General features: G+C 48.5%; 24 protein-coding genes. 17 read left to right on the top strand and 7 right to left on the bottom strand.

Going from position 1 to position 22435, the window contains the following annotated elements; translation table 11 throughout:
* Positions 1-30: 30 nt before the first annotated feature.
* From B3355_RS08360 to B3355_RS08350, 3 genes are read left to right on the top strand one after another with little or no spacing between them, the layout of a single operon-like run.
* Positions 31-519: a DUF2938 family protein gene (locus B3355_RS08360; RefSeq protein ID WP_292782540.1), complete on the top strand. Its 489-nt coding sequence runs from the start codon at positions 31-33 to the stop codon at positions 517-519.
* 14 nt (positions 520-533) lie between these two features.
* Positions 534-773: a DUF2798 domain-containing protein gene (locus B3355_RS08355; RefSeq protein WP_292782537.1), complete on the top strand. Its 240-nt coding sequence runs from the start codon at positions 534-536 to the stop codon at positions 771-773.
* 36 nt (positions 774-809) lie between these two features.
* Positions 810-1364, top strand: a complete 555-nt coding sequence (locus B3355_RS08350) for a pyridoxamine 5'-phosphate oxidase family protein (protein WP_292782534.1) — start codon at positions 810-812, stop codon at positions 1362-1364.
* Positions 1365-1367: 3 nt separating this feature from the next.
* Here the strand turns inward: B3355_RS08350 and B3355_RS08345 are convergent, their stop codons facing one another.
* Both B3355_RS08345 and B3355_RS08340 read right to left on the bottom strand, forming a co-directional pair.
* On the bottom strand, positions 1368-1703 hold the full coding sequence (locus tag B3355_RS08345; protein ID WP_019883567.1) for a DMT family transporter: 336 nt from the start codon (positions 1701-1703) through the stop codon (positions 1368-1370).
* A 13-nt stretch (positions 1704-1716) separates the two neighbouring features.
* Positions 1717-1971 (bottom strand): hypothetical protein, encoded by a 255-nt coding sequence (locus tag B3355_RS08340; RefSeq protein WP_292782531.1) that lies wholly within the window; start codon positions 1969-1971, stop codon positions 1717-1719.
* Between the two features lie 241 nt (positions 1972-2212).
* Here B3355_RS08340 and B3355_RS08335 point away from each other — a divergent pair, with 241 nt between their 5' ends.
* Positions 2213-2611, top strand: coding sequence for a hypothetical protein (locus B3355_RS08335; RefSeq protein WP_019883565.1), 399 nt, complete (start codon positions 2213-2215; stop codon positions 2609-2611).
* 113 nt (positions 2612-2724) lie between these two features.
* Entirely contained in the window at positions 2725-3513 is a 789-nt protein-coding gene (locus tag B3355_RS08330) for a hypothetical protein (protein WP_292782528.1), read from the top strand.
* Between the two features lie 71 nt (positions 3514-3584).
* Here B3355_RS08330 and B3355_RS08325 read toward each other — a convergent pair whose 3' ends face one another.
* A complete protein-coding gene (locus B3355_RS08325; protein ID WP_292782525.1) occupies positions 3585-5810 on the bottom strand; it encodes an EAL domain-containing protein in 2226 nt (741 codons plus the stop codon).
* Between the two features lie 291 nt (positions 5811-6101).
* On the opposite strand from B3355_RS08325, the gene B3355_RS08320 reads away from it, so the two are divergent.
* The 5 genes from B3355_RS08320 to B3355_RS08300 all read left to right on the top strand — a co-directional run bounded on the left by B3355_RS08320 (position 6102) and on the right by B3355_RS08300 (position 9140).
* Entirely contained in the window at positions 6102-6680 is a 579-nt protein-coding gene (locus tag B3355_RS08320) for a PEP-CTERM sorting domain-containing protein (protein WP_292782522.1), read from the top strand.
* A gap of 165 nt (positions 6681-6845) precedes the next feature.
* The gene (locus B3355_RS08315) at positions 6846-7304 is read left to right on the top strand and encodes a hypothetical protein (RefSeq protein ID WP_019883558.1); all 459 of its coding nucleotides are present in this window, start codon (positions 6846-6848) and stop codon (positions 7302-7304) included.
* A gap of 253 nt (positions 7305-7557) precedes the next feature.
* The gene (locus B3355_RS08310; protein WP_081755146.1) at positions 7558-7713 is read left to right on the top strand and encodes a DUF3309 family protein; all 156 of its coding nucleotides are present in this window, start codon (positions 7558-7560) and stop codon (positions 7711-7713) included.
* 51 nt (positions 7714-7764) lie between these two features.
* Positions 7765-8163 (top strand): PA2779 family protein, encoded by a 399-nt coding sequence (locus tag B3355_RS08305; protein ID WP_019883556.1) that lies wholly within the window; start codon positions 7765-7767, stop codon positions 8161-8163.
* A gap of 17 nt (positions 8164-8180) precedes the next feature.
* Positions 8181-9140 (top strand): PA2778 family cysteine peptidase, encoded by a 960-nt coding sequence (locus tag B3355_RS08300; RefSeq protein ID WP_292782516.1) that lies wholly within the window; start codon positions 8181-8183, stop codon positions 9138-9140.
* Positions 9141-9195: 55 nt separating this feature from the next.
* Here the strand turns inward: B3355_RS08300 and B3355_RS08295 are convergent, their stop codons facing one another.
* Both B3355_RS08295 and B3355_RS08290 read right to left on the bottom strand, forming a co-directional pair.
* Positions 9196-10812: an EAL domain-containing protein gene (locus B3355_RS08295; protein WP_292782513.1), complete on the bottom strand. Its 1617-nt coding sequence runs from the start codon at positions 10810-10812 to the stop codon at positions 9196-9198.
* Positions 10813-11047: 235 nt separating this feature from the next.
* A complete protein-coding gene (locus tag B3355_RS08290; RefSeq protein WP_292782510.1) occupies positions 11048-11527 on the bottom strand; it encodes a DUF421 domain-containing protein in 480 nt (159 codons plus the stop codon).
* Between the two features lie 300 nt (positions 11528-11827).
* On the opposite strand from B3355_RS08290, the gene B3355_RS08285 reads away from it, so the two are divergent.
* The 7 genes from B3355_RS08285 (at position 11828) to B3355_RS08255 (ending at position 19439) form a co-directional block, all read left to right on the top strand.
* Positions 11828-11983 carry a DUF3309 domain-containing protein gene (locus tag B3355_RS08285; protein ID WP_414683416.1) on the top strand — a complete coding sequence of 52 codons (156 nt, stop codon included), beginning with the start codon at positions 11828-11830 and terminating at the stop codon, positions 11981-11983.
* Between the two features lie 231 nt (positions 11984-12214).
* A complete protein-coding gene (locus tag B3355_RS08280; protein WP_019883549.1) occupies positions 12215-12379 on the top strand; it encodes a DUF3309 family protein in 165 nt (54 codons plus the stop codon).
* 210 nt (positions 12380-12589) lie between these two features.
* Positions 12590-13876: a sensor domain-containing diguanylate cyclase gene (locus B3355_RS08275; RefSeq protein WP_242402247.1), complete on the top strand. Its 1287-nt coding sequence runs from the start codon at positions 12590-12592 to the stop codon at positions 13874-13876.
* A gap of 138 nt (positions 13877-14014) precedes the next feature.
* On the top strand, positions 14015-14704 hold the full coding sequence (locus B3355_RS08270; protein WP_292782503.1) for a hypothetical protein: 690 nt from the start codon (positions 14015-14017) through the stop codon (positions 14702-14704).
* Positions 14705-14840: 136 nt separating this feature from the next.
* Positions 14841-15500 carry a pyridoxamine 5'-phosphate oxidase family protein gene (locus tag B3355_RS08265; protein ID WP_292782501.1) on the top strand — a complete coding sequence of 220 codons (660 nt, stop codon included), beginning with the start codon at positions 14841-14843 and terminating at the stop codon, positions 15498-15500.
* 243 nt (positions 15501-15743) lie between these two features.
* Positions 15744-18377 (top strand): EAL domain-containing protein, encoded by a 2634-nt coding sequence (locus tag B3355_RS08260; protein WP_292782499.1) that lies wholly within the window; start codon positions 15744-15746, stop codon positions 18375-18377.
* A 186-nt stretch (positions 18378-18563) separates the two neighbouring features.
* Positions 18564-19439, top strand: coding sequence for a choice-of-anchor A family protein (locus tag B3355_RS08255; RefSeq protein ID WP_292782497.1), 876 nt, complete (start codon positions 18564-18566; stop codon positions 19437-19439).
* Between the two features lie 63 nt (positions 19440-19502).
* On the opposite strand, the gene B3355_RS08250 is transcribed toward B3355_RS08255, so the two are convergent.
* Positions 19503-20963, bottom strand: coding sequence for a porin (locus B3355_RS08250; protein WP_019883541.1), 1461 nt, complete (start codon positions 20961-20963; stop codon positions 19503-19505).
* Positions 20964-21156: 193 nt separating this feature from the next.
* Complete coding sequence (locus tag B3355_RS08245) at positions 21157-22416, bottom strand: OmpP1/FadL family transporter (RefSeq protein WP_292782493.1); 1260 nt, start codon at positions 22414-22416, stop codon at positions 21157-21159.
* Positions 22417-22435 lie beyond the last annotated feature (19 nt).

Raw genomic sequence — 22435 nt, 5'->3', positions numbered from 1 at the left:
CGGTATGCATTCGTCAATAAAGGGAGCGATATGAAAGTGACTATTTTATACAATGGGGTGCTAGTCGGCCTGGTAGCGACTATGTTGTTTGATGGCTGGTTATGGGGGCAGAAACAATTAGGGTTAAAAACACTCAATTTTGCCTATCTTGGTCGCTGGTTCGCACATTTCACACAAATGAAATTCGTGCATGACAATATTGGCAAATCACCAGCATTGACTCATGAATGGGGTATAGGCGTGGCCGGACATTATGCCATTGGCATATTGATCGCTGAGCTATTACTACTGGCTTGTGGTGAGCAGTGGATGCGCGAGCCGGAAATTGGCGCAGCGCTGGTGGTTGGAATGCTCACGGTTGTTTTTCCACTGTTGATCATGCAGCCGGGTATGGGCGCCGGCATCGCATTTAGCAAAACGCCGCAACCATTCATGAATAGCCTGAAAAGCCTGCTTAACCATACTATTTTTGGCTTATGTATGTTTTTAGCCGCAGAATTGATGAATCTATTGCGTTGAATAGAACTGAGGATATGAAGATGCGTTACAAACTACCACGTAAATATACACCGGTTGTATTTGCTTTTTATATGTCTGCTGTCATGGCCTTGTTGATGTGTATGGTGATTGTGGCCATCAATACCGGTGTGGATGGGCATTATTTCATCAGGGTTATCAAAGCCTACGCACTGGCGATGCCAAGCGCATTTGTCTTTCTGCAATTGGTGAGGCCGCTCGTTGTGAGGCTGGTGAATGCAACAGTCGCGAGCTGATCATATAATAAACGCATATGATATTCGGGAGTGGCGATGGGTAAGCAGTTTCAAGCATTAAGTGAGGCACATACGCAGTTTATTGCCGAGCAGAAAGTGTTTTTTGTTGGCACCGCGGTGGATCAAGGGCGGGTGAATATTTCTCCCAAAGGCATGCACACGCTTAAAGTGCTTTCGCCGCATCAGTTGGTTTGGCTGAACGTGACGGGGAGCGGTAATGAAACTGCCGCCCATGTGCAGCAGAATGCCAGAATGACGATCATGTTTATGGCGTTGTCGGGTGATCCATTAATTCTGCGTGTATACGGTCAGGCCAAGGTCATCCATAAACATGACACTGAATGGGATACATGGATTAGTCAATTTGATCCCTTGCCTGGTGCACGGCAAATATTCGTATTGAATATTGAACTGGTACAAACCTCTTGTGGTATGTCAGTGCCTTATATGGATTATGTTGGAGAGCGCGAACAGCTTAATGATTGGGCTGCGGCTAAAGGTGAGGCTGGGATTGCGGACTATTGGCAGGCAAAAAACCACACCAGCATCGATGGGTTGCCTACCTATATTCAAGGCAAAGGGATTGATTGAGCGTTAGTGCGCCACTGCTTTTGAGAACACATTCATGATGATGACTCCAGCCAGAATAAGTGCGATGCCGATCAGGGCAGGGGTATCCAGCGTTTGGTCAAAGAATACGCGGCCCACCACGGCCAGCAGCACGATGCCCAGGCCTGCCCATACCGCGTAAGCAATGCCGATAGGGATGGCTTTTAATACCAGCGATAAAAAGTAGAATGACAAGGCATAACCGACCACCACAATCACGGAGGGAATAGCTTTGGTAAAGCCCGCGCTGGCTTTGAGTGATGAGGTCGCGGTCACTTCGCTGAGAATCGCCGCGAACAAAAACAACCAATATTTAAACATGACTCTTTTTCCTTTATGATTTCTTTGAAACCACAGACTTCTTCCAGGCGCCGGTTTTCTTCCAGGTAAAGGTGCCGCAAGTAATCAGGTACAAAATCGCCGAGAAAATATTCAGCACGGGCACCATGCTTCTGAACGCCAAAAAGAATGCTTTGCTCAATGCATGTCTGGGCGTATCAAATTCACAATTTTTGAATTCAATTAAGCCGCCAATTGCCGAGATCAATAGCGGTACCAGATAGAAGGCAGAAAGCACATTGAAGTCCATGGTTTTTCCTTGTGAAAATACGTCTGTATTGCATAACGATGTTCATTATAAAACGATCGTGGTGATGGCGGCGCTTCTGGTTTATTGCTGGCGGTTCATGGTTCGCGGTTCATGGTTGGGCTATGTCCGATAATTCCTACAACAGATTCAGCGCGAGTGGGATAGGGCGACGCTGTGCAGTACGGCATGATGGCACCTGTATTGATTTGACCAAAATCTAAAAACCGGGAGGCTGTTCATCATGAAAAAACCTAATCCAGTGCCAGGTGCGACCAGTGCTATGTCTTTGATCGCGATCACGGCAGGAGCGGTTTCCGCCGCGCTGGTGATTATGTTTATCGGGATGTTTATGACCGTGGTCTCGATTGGATCCAATCCACCAAGCGATATGCATGCCGAGGGCCCCATGGTTGCCAGCCATGTGTTGGTGGTGGATGCGGTGAGTAACAGGGCTGGTCAGCGTGCACACAAAGCTGAAAAAGGGCATTTTATGGATGCTTTATTGCGCGAGGATATGCATAACCCCTCTGCAATGGCTGCCGAGGGGCATGGCCAGCCAGCGGCAAAAGTGACACGTATTTTCGCGAATCCGATGTCGATGCCCTTTGTGTCAGCAAAATCCCGTGTGACCAGGGTTTAAGCCAGTATCCTTAAAATATTTGGACTTCTTGAATCTTGAGCATTTTTAGTGCATTGTTCGACATTGAGCGGAAGATTGGTATTAGCACACCTACAACAGTATTTATGAGAGATATGCTTCATTCTGGAAATACACATGCATCCCTCGACCAAGTATCTCGGTCGGCGGCAGACGGAACACGCTCTGAGAAGTCGCCAGGTGCTGAGCGCGGTTCAGTCGATTTTGGCAAAGTTAATCTCATTCTCATTGGTCTGATTGTGGTGATTCTGTTCGGCCTGCTATCCAAGGAGGATGGGAATACCGCCTACTCCAGCCACGAAATGCGCATGCAGACGCAAGTGGTGTCAGAAGCCGGGCCTGAAACGAATGCCTCTGCCGCCGAAGCCGATGTGCCTGAAATTACAAGCGCAAGCGCGGCCCAAAACGAGGTGAGTGCCACGCCAGCGGCGCCAGCAAAATCCTCACCTAAACCAAGCAGCAAGAAATCTAAAAAAACTGAAGCAGCAGAGCCTGAGCCGGTGCAAGCCCCCGTGGTAGAAATACATGCCAGCCAGGCACTGCCCGTGGTCGAGCCTGTGCAGCAAAAGGATACCTCAAGAAAAATGCTGGTTTTTAATATCTGGAGTGTTTCTGAGCTGAGATTAAGAAGTGCTTACACCACATTTATGAACGATAGTTCTATTCCTGCTGCGCAACTTGAGGCCAGAAAAAAAGATTATTTGAGTTTTGTGAACCATCGCGCCAAAAAATGTGGCGAGCTCGACAATAAATTTGCTGGCAATATCAACACGGTTGAGCGGCTCACGTTTAGCAAGGGTGATGTCGACATTTTGGAGTGTCACGCGGCAGAAAATAATAGTGAGTTGGATAAGCTGCACGCTTCCCGCGAGCAGAGCTTCTAGTCTGTTATCAGCGTACTTGTGATTGATCAAAGACTCCAGGTTCAGGCCTCGAGTCTTTTTTATTGATGGGCTTATAAATCCTCCAGATCAGATGGCCGCGCGCGGTAATAGCCTTGTGAGTACTGGCAACCCATTTCTTTCAGTATGTGTTCCTGCTCCAGTGTTTCAACGCCTTCGGCAATCAGCCTGATATTCAGCTGTTTACCCATAAAGATAATGGTTTTGCATAAGGCCTGATCATTCAGGTTCACTGTAATATTCTTGATAAACGATTTATCAATTTTGACATAATCAATTTTGAATTTATTGAGGTAGGCCAACGAAGAATAGCCAGTGCCAAAGTCGTCAATCGCCAGTTTGATGCCGTGCTCATGCATGCTGTTCAGGGTTTCAACCACGTTGCTGGAGGGCTCTAACAGCAGCCCTTCAGTGATTTCAAAGCAAAAGTGGTCGCCAGAAATACTGCGGGCGGCCAGGCTGGAGATGAAATGGTGAATGGGCGCGGACTGCGAGAATTGCAAAGGTGAAATATTGATGCAGATTTCTACCGGACCAAAGCGCTGCTTAATCTGCTCAAAGTCCCTGATAGTTTGCTGGAACACCCATTCGCCAAGCTCAATAATATAGCCGTTCTCTTCGGCGATACTGATAAAGACTTCTGGTGAAAGCGTGCCAAATTCAGGATGCTGCCAGCGTAACAGCGCTTCTACTTTTTCACAGCGTAAATCAGTTAAATTGAAAATCGGCTGATATTGCAGATGTAGCTGATTTTTCTGTACGGCATAGCGCAACTCATTGCTGAGATGCGTTTTTTTGGTAAAAGCATCGTGCATGCCTTCGTTAAACAGAATGAATTTGTTCTTGCCCGTGCGCTTGGCCTGGTAAAGCGCCTGGTCCGCAAACATGATCAGTTCTTCTGCCTGCAGGCTGTTGTCTGGAAACAGCGAGACACCAATGCTGATGGAAACTACAAAAGATTTTTGCTGAATCGTAAATGGCGGTGCCATCGCCGTCATCAGCTGCGTACAAAGCTGGCGCAGCCTCTCCTCACTGGCCTCCTGTTGAATCACGATTAAGAACTCATCCCCACCAAATCGGGCTGTGAGGTTAGGCGGCAAGATAATGGACTGGATACGCGCCGCTACTTTAATCAGTACCTCATCGCCCACGGCATGGCCCGCCGTATCATTAATTTCCTTGAAATTGTCCAGGTCAATAATCATCACCCCCAGCTTGTTGGGGTGGTGTGTTGCTGCCTGTAGTGCCTGGTCAAGCTCATGTTTGAGTTGAAACCGGTTCGGCAGCTTGGTCAGAAAGTCATGGTTAGCCTGGAACCAGATGGCGTGTTGTGCCGCCACGGCTTGTTTTTTGTTGGCCTGGTACAGTTTAAGTAGTTGAATCAGCAACAGTACGGCAAAAAAGGACAGGGCGGAGACCAGGTATGGTGTGAGTGGATTCTCGGGTACTCTGCGCCACACTTCCAGGATGTCCGGCGGATTGATGCCTATCTGCAGGGTCGCTTTATTCAAAATACTGCGTAGCATGGGGTCGGTATCGCTGGCCGCCATAAATACTGTGCTGGTGATAGCAGTAATGCCACTTTTTCTGATGGCCTTGATTTTGTGGAAGTCCAGATGGTAGTCAAGCACCAGTTCATTGCCGACATAGGCATCTACCAGGCCAGCGTCCAGGTATTCAAAGGCTTCATCTGCAATATCGACCAGTTTGATTTTGACGCCGGGGATCAGCTCCCTGAGCTTGTGAGATAAAGGCCCATTTCTGAAGACGGCTACGGTTTTGTGGGAAAGCTGGTCCAGTTGAATCTCGCTCTGATACAGCTTGTTGTGAGACGCGACATAAATGGCATTAGGCGTTTCCAGGTAAGGCGTGGCCAGCAGGCTGAAGCCCGTAGGCATATGCTTGCCACGGATACCGGTGACGAGCGAGACCTCATTGCTGGTGATATTGTCATGGTAATCGACGAGGGTGAATTTTAAGCCCGTGAGCTGGCTAATTTTTTGCAGATATTGAATCGAAACGCCTTTGTGCTTTTGATTCTCCAACTGAAACTCAATCGGCATCCAGCCGTTTCTCACGGCAACGCGTATATTCCGATGCTGCTTTATCCACTCTGCTTCTTGGGCTGAAAGTTGCAACCGTTGCAAATTGTCTGCGGCATACAGGCTGCCAGGCAATATTTCTTGTGCTGGTAGTGACAATGACAGGCATGTTGCGATGAGTAAAAAGCATTGTTTGATCATGCTGAAACTGGATGTGGTTGAGCGATTCAGTCGCATCCGCTCTCTCCCGAAAATACATTCTTTTATGCAAATTAAATTGTAAGTGATAGTAACGCATTGCACGGTTGAATGAGGAAACTCTTTGCGTGCCTGCTGTGTTTTCGTGTGAGGGCCAGAGAGGGGCAAGTTGTGAATGGTGCGAGAATAGCTCTTATTGATGTAAATGTATTTATTTATACTTTAAAGTAAATTTACAATTATTATCAAAGTCTGTAATATCTGTCAGGTATGAGTAAGTGCAGGGTTCTTTGGCGTTATTTTTTATTATTAAACTGAGTGGAGAAACAAATGAAACAACTGAGTAAATTTGCAGTAGCCATGTCCATGGCAGTCGGATGCTCGCAGGCATTTGCGGCGGCTTCTATTTTTGTGGTTGAGCCAGGCAGTGATGGATTTAACATCCATACTGCGGCATTTAACGGGTCCAGTTACGACATTACTAAACTTGTATTCGATTTCACGACTACCGTGACTAGCGATGCGAGCCATCTGGTCATTGATGGCTCACCTAGTTCGATTGGCGCACCTGCTGGCGGTACCGCGACTTTCTTTGGCAGCGGAGCAGTGTTCGGATTTGACTTTACGAGCTTCAATTCATTTGAATCTTTTAACTTTCAATGGGATCCAGATTCAGCGATTAACGGCGCTTATGGTGCCACAGGGGCGGATTTCATCGGTGGAACCGTGACTGCGTTTACAACCAATGGCCTTTATAAGGGTACGTTTGAATTGGTTGGTACTGGGCCGGATGTGGCAGCAGGGCTTTCACCTTATACGTCATCCGTGGTGCCGGAGCCAATGACCGGTGCAAGCTTGCTGGCTGGTTTGGGTGTGTTGGGTTTGGTTGCTCGCCGCCGCCGATCATAAGCGTTGTTTGTTTTTAACGCCTAAGCCCATCGAATTTATTGGTGGGCTTTTTTATTTGAGGCCGGTATTTGGTGATTGATTGGCAAGCCGTTTTTTTCCGGATGCGGTACCATAAAGGTCATGAATGACATGGGGTCACGAAATGCTGGGTATGGAGTCTGGTGCATGAAAAATTTAGGTGTATTGTTCGCTGTAGTTTTGGTGTTGTCAGGGTGCTCAGTTAATATGGTGAAGCTGGGTGTTTATAAAAATAAGGCGCAATTAATCGGCCCGGATGGCACGGTGTATGTCGGCAGTATTCTGATCAACGACATTAGCAATGATGGCGATATTGAGTTTGAAGAGTCCCCTTATGGCAAGCTGGCGGGTAAGTGGACAGCAACCAGCGCAGCAGCGCCGGTGGCAAGAGCGGGTGCCGCTGACGCACAAGCTGTTGATGCCGTGGTACGCCGGGCATACTCGGGCAAGAGTTTTCTGGTTGCCAATCAGAAAGCGGTACTCAATTGCGACTTTAAAGCCAACATAGAAGGTGATGGCTTATTGGGTAGCGTGTATGTGATTGGTGATGGTATCTGTATAGATGACCAGAAGCGTATGATTCCGATTCAGTTTTTCAAGTCATAGCTGCGCGCAGCGTATGTGCTTTTGCCACCATAGCCCGCGGATAGCGGGCTTTTTTATGACCAACAATTTGCTTAAGACGCTCACCGAATCACTCACTGTCAGGTTCAGATTATCAGACTATTCCTACAGTAAATTCAGCCGTCGTGACATGGTATTGGGTGCCGTGTGCCTGCATGATGGAGCCTCACACATTTAATACCAACACGCTGATTGCCCGCGTAGCCGGCAATCTTTTGCTCGAGGAGCACATACGATGCTGAGAACCCTGTTGCTGGTCATTTTGATTCTGGCTTTAATCGGTGCCTTGCCTGCCTGGCCTTATAGCTCTGGTTGGGGCTATTACCCAAGCGGTGGCCTTGGTTTGGTCGTACTGATATTGCTTATTCTTGCACTCACGGGCCGGTTGTAGTTTGATGGTTGTAATGTGCCCAATTCATTCTCTCTATAAAGGAAACTAATCATGATCATGGCTAAACGTTTTTTGAGTGCTTTTTTAGCAGCTTCGCTCTTATTTACAGGATCTATGCAAGCCGTACAGGCCGCCATGATTGGCACTGAGCAAGTCGCCGAGTCTACAATATCGGCCAAGGGTGCGCAGGACAGGGCCAAAATTGTGGATATGCTTTCACGCGATGAAGTGCAGTCGGAATTGGTCAAGCGTGGGATCGATCCTGTGGAGGCCAAGTCACGCGTAGCCGCATTGACTGATGACGAAGCTAGCAATATGGCCTCTCAACTGGATAAGGCGCCTGCTGGCGGTGGCATCATTGGCGCCATTGTGCTGGTGTTTTTCGTGTTGCTGCTGACGGATATTTTAGGATTTACAAAAATATTCCCATTCACACGTTCAGTACGTTAATAGATTTTTATCTGGATATGCGTTTCAGCTTTATCAAAGCCAGCCTGCGCCGAATAAGCCTGCTGGCTTTTTTGTGCCTGTTGAGTGCTTGTGCGGCGACCGGAGTGCGTGAAGCCACGCACAATACGCAATTGCCCCGTCACGCTGAACTGACGAGCACGCCTTTTTTCCCACAGGCACAATACCAGTGCGGCCCAGCCGCATTGGCAACTGCATTGAGTGCAGCCAATATTCAAGTGACACCAGACCAGCTGACACCAGAGGTATATGTGCCCAGCCGCCAAGGCAGTTTGCAGATTGAAATGATGGCGGCAGCCCGACGGCACGGTGCGGTTTCGGTAAAAATCCCGCCGCAACTGGATGCGGTGATGCAAGAAGTCGCCGCTGGCAATGTGGTGGTGGTCATGCAGAACCTTGGTTTTTCATGGGTCCCCTCGTGGCACTATGCCGTGGTGGTTGGCTATGATCTGGATAAGGAATTGTTGTGGTTGCGATCTGGTACTTATGAGCGCTTTGAAATGTCCTTAAGTGCTTTTCAGCGTACCTGGGCGCGTAGCGAGCATTGGGCATTTGTGGCATTGCCACCAGGCAAATTACCCGCCAGCGTCAGCGCAGATGAGGTCGCCAAAGCCTTGGTAGCTTACGAGAAGAATGCTTCTGTTGCGGCGCGAAAAAAAGCCTATCAAGCAGCCGTAAGCGAGTGGCCTGATCATCAGGTACTGTTGATGGGCTTGGGCAACGCCGCCTATGCTGCCAATGACTTACCCCTGGCAGCAGTAACCTTTCAACATATGACTGAAGTGCATCCGACTTCAGCGGCAGCCTATAATAATTTGGCCAATGTGCTGCTGGCACAGAAGCACATTGCACAGGCAGAGACGGTCGCCGAGAAAGGGCTGACTGTGGCTGGGGACGACGAAAAGTTAAAGTCTCAACTCGCACAGACGCTGGTTGAGATCCGGCAGTCCCAAAAATAACCACCAATAGTGTGAGTACTTGCTTACGTTAAAGGGTAGGTTTAATCAACAAAAATCATTCGACGGAGGATTCTGCTGTCGGCGGATGTTTGTCCAAATAAGCGTAAAAATCTTTTCGCTTGAGTGATTTTGAGAACAACCAGCCTTGTACATATTTGACGCCACGTTCGTGCAGAATTTTCGCCTGCGCAGCTGTTTCTACGCCCTCGGCCACCATATCCAGTTGTAGCGTTTTTGCCATTTCAATAATGTGAAAAGCAACATGGCTGGTGACCGCGTCGGTACCCACAGAGTCCACAAAAGTCTTATCAATTTTGAGGTAGTCGAGTTGGAACTTGGTCAGGTAAGATAGGCTTGAGTAGCCGGTCCCAAAGTCATCAATAGCCACCCTTACGCCGCAATCCCGGATATCCTTGATTGTCGTCAGCGCTTCATCATCATCAAGAAACCCCCGTTCAGTGACTTCAATCAGGATTTGATTGCCCGTCGCCCCGCTGGATTTGATCAGGGTTTGAATCAGCGATAATAAGTCGCCTGACCGGATGTCGTGCGAGGAGATATTAATGCCGACATGAAAGTCCGGATGGGTATTAAAAGCGTTGCGCATATCTTTCGCTACCAGCTCAAATACGCGCTGTGTGATTTGACAAATGACGCCAGCCGCTTCGGCAGCAGGGATAAATGTATCTGGACTGATAAATGTATTATCCGGCGTTCGCCATCGAATCAATGCTTCAGCGCCCACGCAAGTGTTGTGATGCAAATGCATGATAGGCTGATATTCCAGGTAAAACTCATCGTTCGCCAACGCGCGCAAAATAGCGGATTTAGTCGAGTACCTGGTGCGCTGCATATAGATAAATAAGCCGCCCAATAACAAGCCGACAATGATGGCTAGCGGAATCAGGATTTGAATAAAAGTCACGATATCATCGTTGATGTCCTTAAGGGGGATGGCGGCGACCACTGCCGTGACATTCAGCTGGTTGGGTGCGATATACACCAGCATCTGCCGCTCTTGATCAATAAAAGTAAGTGCTTGCTTTCCTTGGTATCTTTCTAGCCAGGCGGTGGCGATCTCGCCCTTGCCGGTATACAGCCGGTGTGACTGGATGCTGAATACGCCGATGGCAACCTCCGAGTTGTCTAGCGCCTCGATCGCGTGACTGGGCACAAACATGATGGCCCAGCCTGATTTCTCGAAAATCACCAAATGCCTGTCTTGCCAGTCAGCGATCTTGATGTTGGACCACACCTTGGTACCATCCGGCTCGGTCCGGTAGGGCTTGCCTAGCACCATGCCATCCAGCAGTTCTGAGATGGAGGAACAGGCGATTTTATTGTCGCGGATATGTGCAACGCCTTGCAGAAAGAATCCTGATACATTGAATTCCTGCATTTTTTGTACCTGTTGCGGCAGGCAAGCATCTTTTTCGGCCACTGACGAAAAGTAATTCACGACATTGGCAAACTGCTGGCGTGTCGTACTCATGCGCATCAATACACCAGAGGTGATTTCCCGCAGGTGTTTCGTTTCTTTGGAAACCGCCTGGTTATGGGCAATGATTAAAGACAAGAAGATGGAAATCGAGGCGGTGATCGCAATTAGCAGCACAGTAATGCCAGTCACAATTTTTTTGTTACGCCAGCTTTTCTTTAATACGTGATCCATTTGATGCCTCCTCCCAAACGTCAGTTTCATCGCTATCGTGTCTATTGGCCAATCGGCATTATGGGATAGGCGTATGCAACCTGGAGGTGATCGAATGGGCGCAGAGTGCAAGAGTGATAAGCATAGTTTTTTTCGTTAGTGTTATTTGAATATCGATCTTGATGCTGTGAGAGACGCATGAAGCTGCGTTACTTTTACAACGCGAGAATAAACGTTAATGTGAAGAATGTCATTGTTACTTATCGTCGTGAATAATACTGAGCTGACCATCTGACTCTAATTGCATTTGTTTGACTGCTGAAATATGCTCAATGCCATCTTCACGTAGCTTGGCCAGGATATCGTCTTTGGTAATAAATTCGCGACGCATGGCACGTGTTTGCAGCACTCCGTTACGAACCAGCACCAATGGTGGTGCTTCCATCACGCGCCTGATCCATTTATTTTTGTAGCTGAGCCAGTCAATCAAGATATTCCAGCAAACCAATACGCTGATCAGCACCAGGCCGTCCATGATCGATTTAGCATCCCCGCTCATCGCGTTTTGAGAGGCATCGGCCACAATGACCACAAATAAGAAATCACCGACACCGACGCTGCCCATATCCCGGCGCAAGATGGATCTGAAGATAAGAAACAGGAACCAATAGACGATGGATCCTCGAATCACAATTTCCCACAAGGGAACGCTTAAGCTGAACGCCTCTGTATCCATGTCATTCACCCCATTTCATGATGTGCAAAGAGTCTACAGAAATAAAGCAATTGTCTTAATCAGCGCCAGATGTACTTGTTGTAGGAAAAACAAGCTATATCAAGGATGCAAAAAAACGTGCCTTATTCATTCCTACAGCAATTTCAGCCGCAGTGTCATGGTCAGTGTATTGCCATGACGGCATGATGAAGCCTTACTCATCTTGAGTATTACTTAGCCTGGGTATTCTTAATTTTTATATTCTGAATCTCGGTATTCAGGCCTGCTGTTGAGGCCGGTTTGAATCAATGACTGGAGCGTATGATGTTCAGCACTGTCCTGATTGTTATCCTCGTTGTGGCGCTGATTGGCGCCTTGCCAGCCTGGCCGCATAGTGCAAACTGGGGTTATTTTCCAAGCGGCGGCTTTGGTTTATTACTGTTGGCATTGCTGTTACTCACATTTTCTGGAGGGTAAGCGATAAGTGGTGCCACTTTAAAAATTCTACGTACGTTGATTCAGGTAGTTAATCATTAAGCACGCAGGCGCATTCCTACAAAATATTCAGTATAAATCTCATCGTTTTTCCTTATGCCATGCTGCATAATGAAGCTGGCAATAGAGTTAACTATTTCTCGCTTCAACCATTCAATATGTCTTTGCTGACTGCATGTGCTGTCAGTAAGCGTTGGATTGCAGGAGAACGACATGCTGGGTACGCTGCTGATAGTGATTTTCACGCTCGCTTTAATCCATGCTTTTCGTACCGGATTCTACCGCGTGAGTTGGGGCATGGATCCAGGCCGTGCGCTGACTGTATTGATCGCCGTCTTGATTATGATGGCGTTTGCGATTGGTTTCGTTGATCTTTAACGTACGATCAGCTGCGTGATAACACTTTTCGAGGAGATAGTGATCGCGTGAATCATTTTGAATGATTAAAGAGTAAACCTGTTGTTCTTTCTCAAAAAGAGTGGGATGCGCCTGGCGTAGAATGCAACATGGAACCTTTTGTGAAGTGAGCCAGTGCGCCCAAAACTTAGCCAAACATTTAAAAGCCAACTGATTGCAGCGTTTGCGGCAATGTTGGCTTTTTTGTTTTGGCATTTTCTGCTGGATTACCAACGCCAGAAAGCAGAGGGGGAAGCCTATCTGGAGGCAGCCTCTTATGGCAGTTTGCTGCGCGCTGAGCTGGATCGCGAATTAAATTCCCTGCTATTTATTTCTAATGGCCTGTCCAGTTTTATCAAGGTCTATCGCAATGAGCTGAAGCAGGACAAGATGCAGGCGATCTTAGCCGACCTCTGGTCCAACGCCCATCATGTCAGGAACCTGGCAGTGGCCGTGAATTACAAACTGACTTATGTCTATCCTGAAAAGGGCAATGAGCAGATCATCGGTATCGATTATCGTGAGGTTGCCTCGCAATGGCCCAAAGTGAAGCTGGCGATTGAGTCTCATGAGGGGGTGCTGGATGGCCCGCTGGATTTGATACAGGGTGGTAACGGCATGATTTATCGCTTCCCGATTTTTGTCGATGGCCATTACTGGGGCATTATGTCGACGGTGATTGATACCCATAGCTTTTTGCAGGCGGCTTTTCAGACTGTGCAAAATCCTCAGTTTTCATTTGCGATCAGGACGGTAGAGCAGAAGCGCGTGTTTCATGGCGATGCGGCGTTATTTGATCAAAAGAACATTTTTATTCAGCAAAGCGAAGTGCCCAATGGCAAATGGGAGTGGGCCATCGAGAATAAAAATAGCCATCATCTGCCTAGTCGCAGCCTTGGCATGGTGTTGAGTGTATTGTTAAGCCTGTTGGTCGGCGGTGTTGCCTACTTCTTCGCCCAGGAACGCTATTATTTGTCCGAAGGGGCGCTCATGGACAGCCTGACCGGTTTGCCGAATCGCCGCTTGCTTGAAAGTCGTTTGAACTATGCACACTCAGAAGCCAAGCGCGATCACAAGCGATTCGGCCTCATGGCACTGGATGTGGATCATTTTAAAGCCATTAACGACCAGTATGGCCATGATGTGGGCGATGAGGTCATTAAAGCAGTGGCGGCCAGGTTGAAGTCCAATATGCGCGATATGGATACTGTGAGTCGGCTCGGTGGTGATGAGTTTGTGATTGTGGTCAAAGACCAGATGTCTGAGCAAGGGTTGGTTAGAGTCGCGACCAAGTTACGGGATATTTTCAATGTACCTATGTTGATTAATGATAGGGAAATCGCCGTGCATTTGAGTATTGGACTCACTTTGTATGATCCTGCATCCGATGTCACCTTAAAGCAATTGCTTAAGCAAGCCGACATGGCACTTTATCAGGCTAAGCATAGCGGCAGGAATACTTACAGCGTCTGGAAGTAAACCAGCATTTGTTACACGCGCCCAGCGTGTTAGTATGGTATTTTTATTGACGTAAATGTATTAATGAAATGCGCTCATATCGTTGTTGTTTTGTCGCTTCACCTCGCCATCATCCCACGGCTTAATGCTTCAGAAATCATGCCCGAGCCTGCGTTTATTGAACCTGACGCAGCGCACAGTGACCGCTTGTTAAGGATTCCCGAACCCATGGTGTATGACCTGGTGAGACCCTTAGGTGTCAGGCAGGGTGAAATGGAGATCAATGCGCTAGGTGACTATAACCCTTATAACGGTGATTTTAGCTGGGCACCAGAGTTGGAGTATGGCCTGGCGGATGACCTGGCGATGGAGGTCGAGCTGCCGTTTGAGGATGCCAGCCATGAGCGCTATAAAGTGGCGATCCAGCAAACACTGGGGGTCGACTATGCGCAAGGCACAGCCAATGGCTGGCAAGCATTTGTCGATGTGAACAAGCATACCAAAGCCATGTCTGCGGACGCGACATACATCCATGCCCGGCAGTGGACAGACCAGTGGTCGTCGTTAAGTATGCTGGGCTTGCGTGTACACAATATTAACCGCAGTGCACAAGTAGACTATTTGCTGAACAATACGGTGTTTTATGATGTCTCACCGCGGCTGACACTGGGCCTGGAGCTTAATCAGGAAATCAGCACTGGCGGCACCTGGCGTTATCGGCTTACACCGCAGGTACATTACGACGCCAGCCAGTATTATACTTTGCAGATGGGGACCGCCTGGTCGACGCTGGATCATCCGGAAAAAACACAGCGGCTGTGGAGTTTTCGCCTTATCCGGGTGTTTTAATGACAGCATGGAGTGGACATCCTACAATAGTGCCGTCTGGGTCACGCGTTTAGCCAGCTAGGCATTAAGCGCAGCGTGGTAGCCAGCGTTTACACATCATTGAATAGAATCATTGAATAAAGCCGTAGGGGGAAATATGAGTCGTTTGTTTGGAGAAACACACCGCAAGGTGCAGGACCAGCAAGGCACCAGGAAGCTGGCAGACCGCATTGAAGAAATCGCCTGCAAGACCGAGATTGATGAAGATGCCAAAGGATTTATAGAGTCGCTGGATATGTTCTTTTTATCCACGGTGGACCACAACGGGCGACCGACAGTGTCATATAAAGGTGGATTTACCGGTTTTGTGCGCGTGATCGACGACAAAACGCTGATTTTTCCGATTTATGATGGCAACGGTATGCAGCTATCTGTCGGCAATATGGTCGAGAATGCAGAGATTGGCATGCTGTTTATTTCGTTCGAGCGCCCGCACCGTATTCGCTTGCAAGGGGTGAGCAGCGTGTCTAATGAGCCTGCTTTGCTTGCCATGTATCAAGAAGCCGAGTTTGTGGTGAAAGTGACGTTGTCTGAGTTATGGCAAAACTGTCCGCGCTATATTCACCGCTATACCCGTGATAGCAGCTCGCGTTATGTGCCTGTGGCAGAGTGCCAGACGCCGTTGGCGGAGTGGAAGCGCCTGGAGTTCGTGCAGGATGTGATCTCCGACGAAGATGCCAAAAAAGCGCAGGATGCCGGTTTTATTCAGGTGGAAGACTGGATTGCCAAGATTAAGGCAGGAGCGCCAGACGTTTAGAGAGTATTAAAAGCCAGGGTTGATACAAGCGCAGGCGTTTTCCTGCGCTTTTTTATTGATCAGTATTCCTGCAAGCACCAATCTGGTGCCAATGAAAAAAGATTTTTGTGGTAAATATCGTCAGCATCACGTTGTACAAAAAGACAATTGCCGTAAATGTTTGTATTATTCTGTCGATAGTATTGTTAAGCTTTTTTTGACTCAGCCTTTTTAACTAATCTCAGGGTCTACATCTGATTGCCCATGAATAAGTTTGCAGCCATGTTTACACGACACTTCTATCGTCGCGTCATGACCTTGCTTTGCCTGCTGGGTTACAGTGCTATGCTGTTTGCCAGCCTGCCTGCGCGCGATGCCCGGGCAGAGGCGATTACTGTGATTAGCGATGATAATTACCCGCCTTATTTGTTTAAGGATGCCAACGGTAACACGGTAGGCATCGTGGCTGATTTCTGGAAGTTGTGGGAGCAGAAAACCGGCGTGAAGGTGACGCTGGTATCGACCGTCTGGGAGCAGGCGCAGCAGCAGTTACTGAGTGGGCATGCTGATGTGATCGAGATGATTTTTCGCGACGCCGAACGCGAACAACGGTACACCTTTACCAAGGCTTATGCCACGCTGCCGGTGGGCATTTATGCGCACGAAAGCCTGAGCGGTCTGGCATCCCCTGAGGTGCTGAGTGGATTTACTGTCGGTGTACAAAAAGGCGATGGCTGCATCTTCAAATTAAAAGAAGCGGGCGTGAAATCGTTTCGCCTCTACAACAATTATGAAGAAATCATCCAGGCCACGTTAAGTGGGCAAGTCAAAATCGTCTGCATGGATGATTACCCGGCGCATTATTACCTGTATCGCATGAATGCAGATAGCCAGATTCTGCGTGCGTTTACCTTGTATCAAGGACAGTTTCACCGCGCTGTCAGAAAGGGCGATGTGCGCACACTGAGCTTGCTTGAGCGTGGTGCCGCTGCCATTAGTCCGGCTGAAATGACGGCGCTGGAATCTAAGTGGAAAGGCAGTTCTCTGCAACGCGGGGTGTACTCCAAGCAGGTGATTTTGACATTAGCATTATTGCTGGTGGTCGGCTTAACGTTGCTGTTGCTGATTTTCATGTTGCGGGTCGCCGTGAAAAGAAAAACCGCCGAAATAGAAAGCAAGCGTGAAGAGCTGGAACTTGAGCGCTTGCGCCTCACCAACATTATTGACGCCACCCGTGCCGGTACCTGGGAGTGGGATGTACAAACGGGGATGTTCCAGTTTAATGAGCGCTGGGCAGAGATACTTGGCTATACCCTGGAAGAGCTGGTGCCACATAATCTTGAAACAGCGAAACGCTTAACGCACCCCGATGACTGGCAAACCTCCATGACGCTGGTAGCGCGTCATTTACAGGGGGAGATCGAATTTTATGAGTGCGATATCCGCATGCAGCATAAAGCGGGGCATTGGATCTGGATTGTGGATCGTGGCCGCTTGATTTCACGTACGGCTGCGGGTGAGCCAGCGATGATGCGCGGCACACACATTGATATTACTGATAAAAAACAGGCCGAAGCTGCAATCTGGCGGCAGGCGAATTATGACAGCCTGACCCAGTTACCTAACCGCCACTATTTTCATCATCAAATCAAAGAGGCGATTGCTGCGGCTGCGACAAGGCAACAGCGATTGAGCCTGCTATTGCTGGATCTGGACAGGTTTAAGGAAGTGAATGACAGCCTTGGCCATCGGCGTGGTGACGAGCTATTGATGGAGGTTGGCCAGCGTATTCGCCAGTGCGTATCGTTGCCAGCCACCGTGGCCAGGCTGGGCGGCGATGAGTTTGCGATTATTGTGCCAGAAGGCTTGCATGCCGATCTGCAAGGCTTGGGTAATCAGCTGATGCAGGAGATTTCCAAGGCGTATATTCTGGGCGGTGAGCGTGTGTTTGTCACGGTTAGTATCGGTATTAGCCAATATCCTGAAGACGCATTGCATGCCGAAGAGATAATACAGCACGCAGACCAGGCTATGTACGACGCAAAAAGCCGCGGCCGTAATAGCCTGCGCTTCTTCTCATTGGCGATTCGTGAGGCACTCTCGCAACGCGTGAATCTGGCGCGTGATTTACGCATGGCTTTGGACAATGGCGAATTGCGTGATTACTACCAGCCGATTGTCAGTTTGCATAATGGCAAAATCGTCAAAGCAGAAGCACTGATGCGATGGCAGCATCCTGAGCGTGGCCTGATTAGCCCGGCATTGTTTATCCCGGTGGCAGAAGAAACCGGTGACATTATTGCCATGGGTGACTGGATTTTTCATCGCGCTGCGCAACACGCCATGCAATGGCAACCCTTGATGGGCGATGACTTTGCCATTAGTGTCAATAAATCGCCGGTGCAATTTATTGAGCAACTCAACTTGCAAAGTGATTGGGTGCATGCATTGCGCGCGATGGGCGTAGAAGGTAAGCGTATCGTCGTGGAAATTACTGAGGGCTTATTGCTCAATCCGGATCCGGTGGTCGAAGAGCGCCTGCTGCAGTTTAGAGACATGGGCATCCAGGTGGCGATTGACGATTTCGGCACGGGCTACTCTTCGCTCTCCTATCTTAGCAAGTTCGATATCGACTATCTCAAAATAGACCAGTCATTCACGCGTAATCTCAATGCGGGCAATGAAAGCTATGTGTTGTGCGAAGCGATTATTGTAATGGCGCATAAGCTCGGCCTGAAAGTGATTGCTGAAGGCGTAGAGACAGCGCTACAACGTGACTTGCTGATGGATATTCATTGCGATTACGCACAAGGTTTTTTCTATTCACCCCCCGTGCCAGCGGATGCATTTGAGCAAATGCTGGTGCAGCAATCGCGCGAAGCTGCCATTGCCAGATAGCCGCGTTGACTACCGCACGGCTTAGGTTTACCCGAATGGGCTATCTGATGCGAGAAGTAAAAGTGTTATAAGTCACTTATACGATCATAAAACATTATTTATGATGACGATTATTTGGCTATTAAAGGGTGATGTATGAATTGGGTGTTCAAAAGTGCGGTTATTGCCACACTTGCAATGCAAAGCATGGCTGCCTCGGCTGATGTGCTGGATTTTGGCGTAGCTGGCCAGTTTAATGTATTCGTGTTTAACAACTTTACCAGTAGTTATAGCGATGTTGAAGGCGCGGTAGCCGTGGGCGGTAACTTTAATGTGACTGGCTATGCGGTGAATGAGCTCAACAAAGCGGTCGCTGGTAATTCGCTGGTGGTTGGCAACAATCTGACCTATAACAACGGCAGCGTGAAGAACGGTAACATTGATGTAGGTGGTACGACCAGCACTTCCAGCTTTGGTTTTACCGGTGCTTATACTGATAGCGACCCTATCAATTTCACCAATGAGCGCACTTATTTGCTCAACCTGTCTGCCAGCCTGAATAACCTGGTGAATACTGGAACAGCGACTTACAACTACAGTGGCTTGCAACTCACTGCCAGCAACAATAGCAGTGCGCAGATTTTTGATATTGATGGCAGTTTTTTCAACTCCAGAAACAATACAACTTTTAGTGGTTTTTCAGCAGGCCAGACCATTATCCTGAACATCTCAGGCAGTGGCTTGACCTTTAATGGCGGCACCGGTACTGACTTTGCCAGCTATGGCTTTAATGTGGTTTATAACTTCTATGAAGCCACGGCATTGAGTACCGGTTCTGGTGCAACAGGCACCATACTGGCGCCACTGGCGGACATCACTGGTGGCTTTACGGCGATCAACGGTAACGTGATTGCCAATAGCTGGAACACCAATACCCAGGTGAACGTTACTGGCATGTTTAAACCGACAGAAATTACCGGCCTGGTGGTAACGCCGGTGCCAGAGCCTGAGTCTTTCGGCATGTTGCTGGTGGGTTTGGGTGTGGTGGGATTGCTGGCGCGCAGACGCAAATATCACGCTTGATCAGCGTAGCACGATAAAAAAAGCTCAAGCATATGCTTGAGCTTTTTTATTTCAACACTGGCTTTAGAACTTCATGCGTAAACCGGCACCGTAGCTGGTCACGTTCGTGTAATTCGAAGCGCTTGGATATTTGTCGCCCGAAAAATGGTTGGTGGTATAAGCCAGATAAGTATCGAAACGCTTATTCAGTTTATAGTCCAGCATCGCCGTCCAGGTATCGATCTTACCCTGCGAGTTGGTGGATACGGTAGGGCCGTCAATAGCATCCGCCTTGGTCAGGTAATAGCCGATGGACGTTGTCAGGCCAGCCAGTGCAGGCACGCGCTGCGCAAAGTCAAAGTTGGCACCGAGGTAATACACATAGTTATCCTGCTTATAGCCTGGTTTCAATGCAGAGTTTGCCACGCCGCCAAAGACGGTTTGATCATAGATAGAGTGATAATCAATGGAGCGCGAGGATGATGGTTGTAATTGATACCATTCCACACCACCGATGATTTTCAAATCTTTCGTTGGTAACCATTTACCAGTGAGCAATACAGCTTGCGTGTTATATAGGGACACCGCAATGGTGTCATTCGCCAAAGGGTTGCCAGCTCCGGCAATCCCAGACTTCACTGAATCGAAGAATCTATCGTAGGCCAACTGCACGCCGAACGCACTGCTTTCGTAGCCCAGTTGAGTGGTATAGCCATTGCCGTGCGAGGTGCCCGCTGAGTTACCGAACTGGTTGATGACAGCATAGTTGATTTTGTCATGGCTCTCCAGCTCGTAAGTATTGGCATATTTGAGAGAGTTTTTCATGCGTGAGTTTTCAGACACACCACCGCCACCGCCGACGGTACCGCTTTCACCCAATGGTGAAAAACTATCCGCTTTACCGTTAGGGTCATAGGTCACTGTGATCTCAAAGAACGGGTTGTACTGCGTACCATAGGTCAATTTACCCCATGAGCCCGCATCAATCCCTGCCCAAGCTTGGCGGGTAAATAATTCACCGTTCATGGAAGAGTTCGCGCTGACGCTGGAGTTGGCATTGGTACCAGAGTTGTCTGCCAGTGTTTGTGCTGCATCATGCAATTTCATATCCAGCGTATTAAAGCCAGCTTCCAGTTGGTAGATAAATTTAAAGTCATGATCCCATGCTTGCAGCTTGGCGACTTCGCCTTTAAAGCCCAGGCGTGAACCCTGCCAGCCGCCATTTACCCAGTTGGTTCTGGAGGTTGTTCTGTCGGTTTTTTTTGCGCCCGAATAAGGATAAAAGTTATTCGCTAACTCATAGTTCTCTGGCAAAGAGTGATTGATATGCGTCAGGCCGATATCGACCAGACCGTAGACCTGAAAGTAGGAAGGATGATCACCCAAGTCGAAATTGATACGAAACGGGTTGTCCTCGTTCATAAAACGTGACACCAAAGAAGGGGATTCTTGTGAGGTCGTGCTGGATTGGTCTGCCTGGGCTGCGAATGCCTGGCTAATTGCCAGCGGCAGTAATGCCAGTTTGAAAAAGTGCGCTATGGTCATCTTCTATCCTAAAAAGCGATGTTTCGGGTTGTTTCAAGACAGGCATTTTCAATCTGCTAGATGAAGTTTAAATGACAAGCGGCTTACACGAAACTTACAAGATGAAATATGCGCTTGTGAGATGTCATGCGAGACAGCCGTGATGCCATCAGCAATCACGGCTGGATAGGGGTGTTTTCAGTCCTGGCGCGGCTTAGAACTGGTGTGTGAATTGCATGCTGAGAATATCAGCGCTGCCATCATATTTGCCAGCAATCAGGCCTCTGCTAGGTACAGCGGTCCGTTGATCATCGTAAATTCTGGCTTCTTTAATAAAAAGATGCGCATAGCCTACATCAAATTTAGTCTGCGGACTATATTGCCAGCTGGCACCCAAAGAAAGCCAGATGCGGTCATTGCCAGGAATGCGTGCGGTTCTATGGTTGTTATCGATGGCTTCTTCATCATAAGCAACACCGGTGCGCAGTTTTAAGGTGTCTGTGTAACGATAGTTGACGCCCAGAGAATAGCGCAGCGTGTTGTTCCAGTGTTCTTGGGTTGAGCCTACCTCTGTATTGGAGCCATTGTCACGCATGATCGTGAGTGTCTTAAATTGGCTCCAGCGCGTCCAGGTCACATCCGCCAGTAAATCCCAGCGCTCATCCAGGCGACTAAAACTGCTGAAAGACAATGTTTCTGGCAAGGTTAAATCTGCAGTGATATCTGTATTCAGGGTCCGGCCAGGAACCTCGTTTAATGCAGTAAAAGGTGAGCGTGCATCACCTTTTAAGTGTTGCTCGACTTTGGAGCGAAATGCCAGGCCTAATCGGGTATCAGGCGTTACTTGGTAAATCGCTCCCAAGTTATAGCCGAAGCCCCAATCTTTGCCTTTGTTGTTAATGGAGGATTCTGCTGCGCCTAAATTAACTGCGCTGGTAAGTTCGGCTTGTGCCCACATGGCAGAGACGCCAAAGCCAAATGACCATTGATCGTTTAGTTTCCAAGCCAATGACGGATTAATGTTGACCGTTTTGAGTTCTGATTTTAGGGCATGGAAACGCCCGAGCCAGTTTTTATCATATTCAGTTTTGAGGCCAAAAGGCGTGCTGATACCTAAACCAAATTTGAATTGTTCGTTGATGTCTTGTTTGTAAAACAGGTTTGGGATGGCAGCTAGGCTACCTAGATTCCCACCTTCTGGCCCGATGGGTGTACTGTTCTTATTGTCAAAATCGCCATTGGTCTTGATGAAATGCAAGGCACCGACGATCTGACGGCCTTCCAGATAAGTCATCCCGGCCGGGTTGAAGAAGATTGTGCTCGCATCTTCGGCGATGGCAGAAGCACCGGCGTAGGCATTGCCCAGGCCGCTCGCGCCTTGCTCAAACAGCGCAAAGCCGGCAGCCTGGCTGGATAACTGGTAGCCTGAAAATAGCAAGCCGATGAATAAGTAAGATGGTTTTAAACGTAGCATATATCTCCCTGATGGCTTT

It is taken from the genome of Methylophilus sp. UBA6697, from assembly GCF_002454655.1.
In the GTDB taxonomy this organism is placed as follows: domain Bacteria; phylum Pseudomonadota; class Gammaproteobacteria; order Burkholderiales; family Methylophilaceae; genus Methylophilus.
The sequence above is the reverse complement of the archived record's forward strand: the minus strand, read 5'-3'. Positions and strand labels throughout refer to the sequence as shown.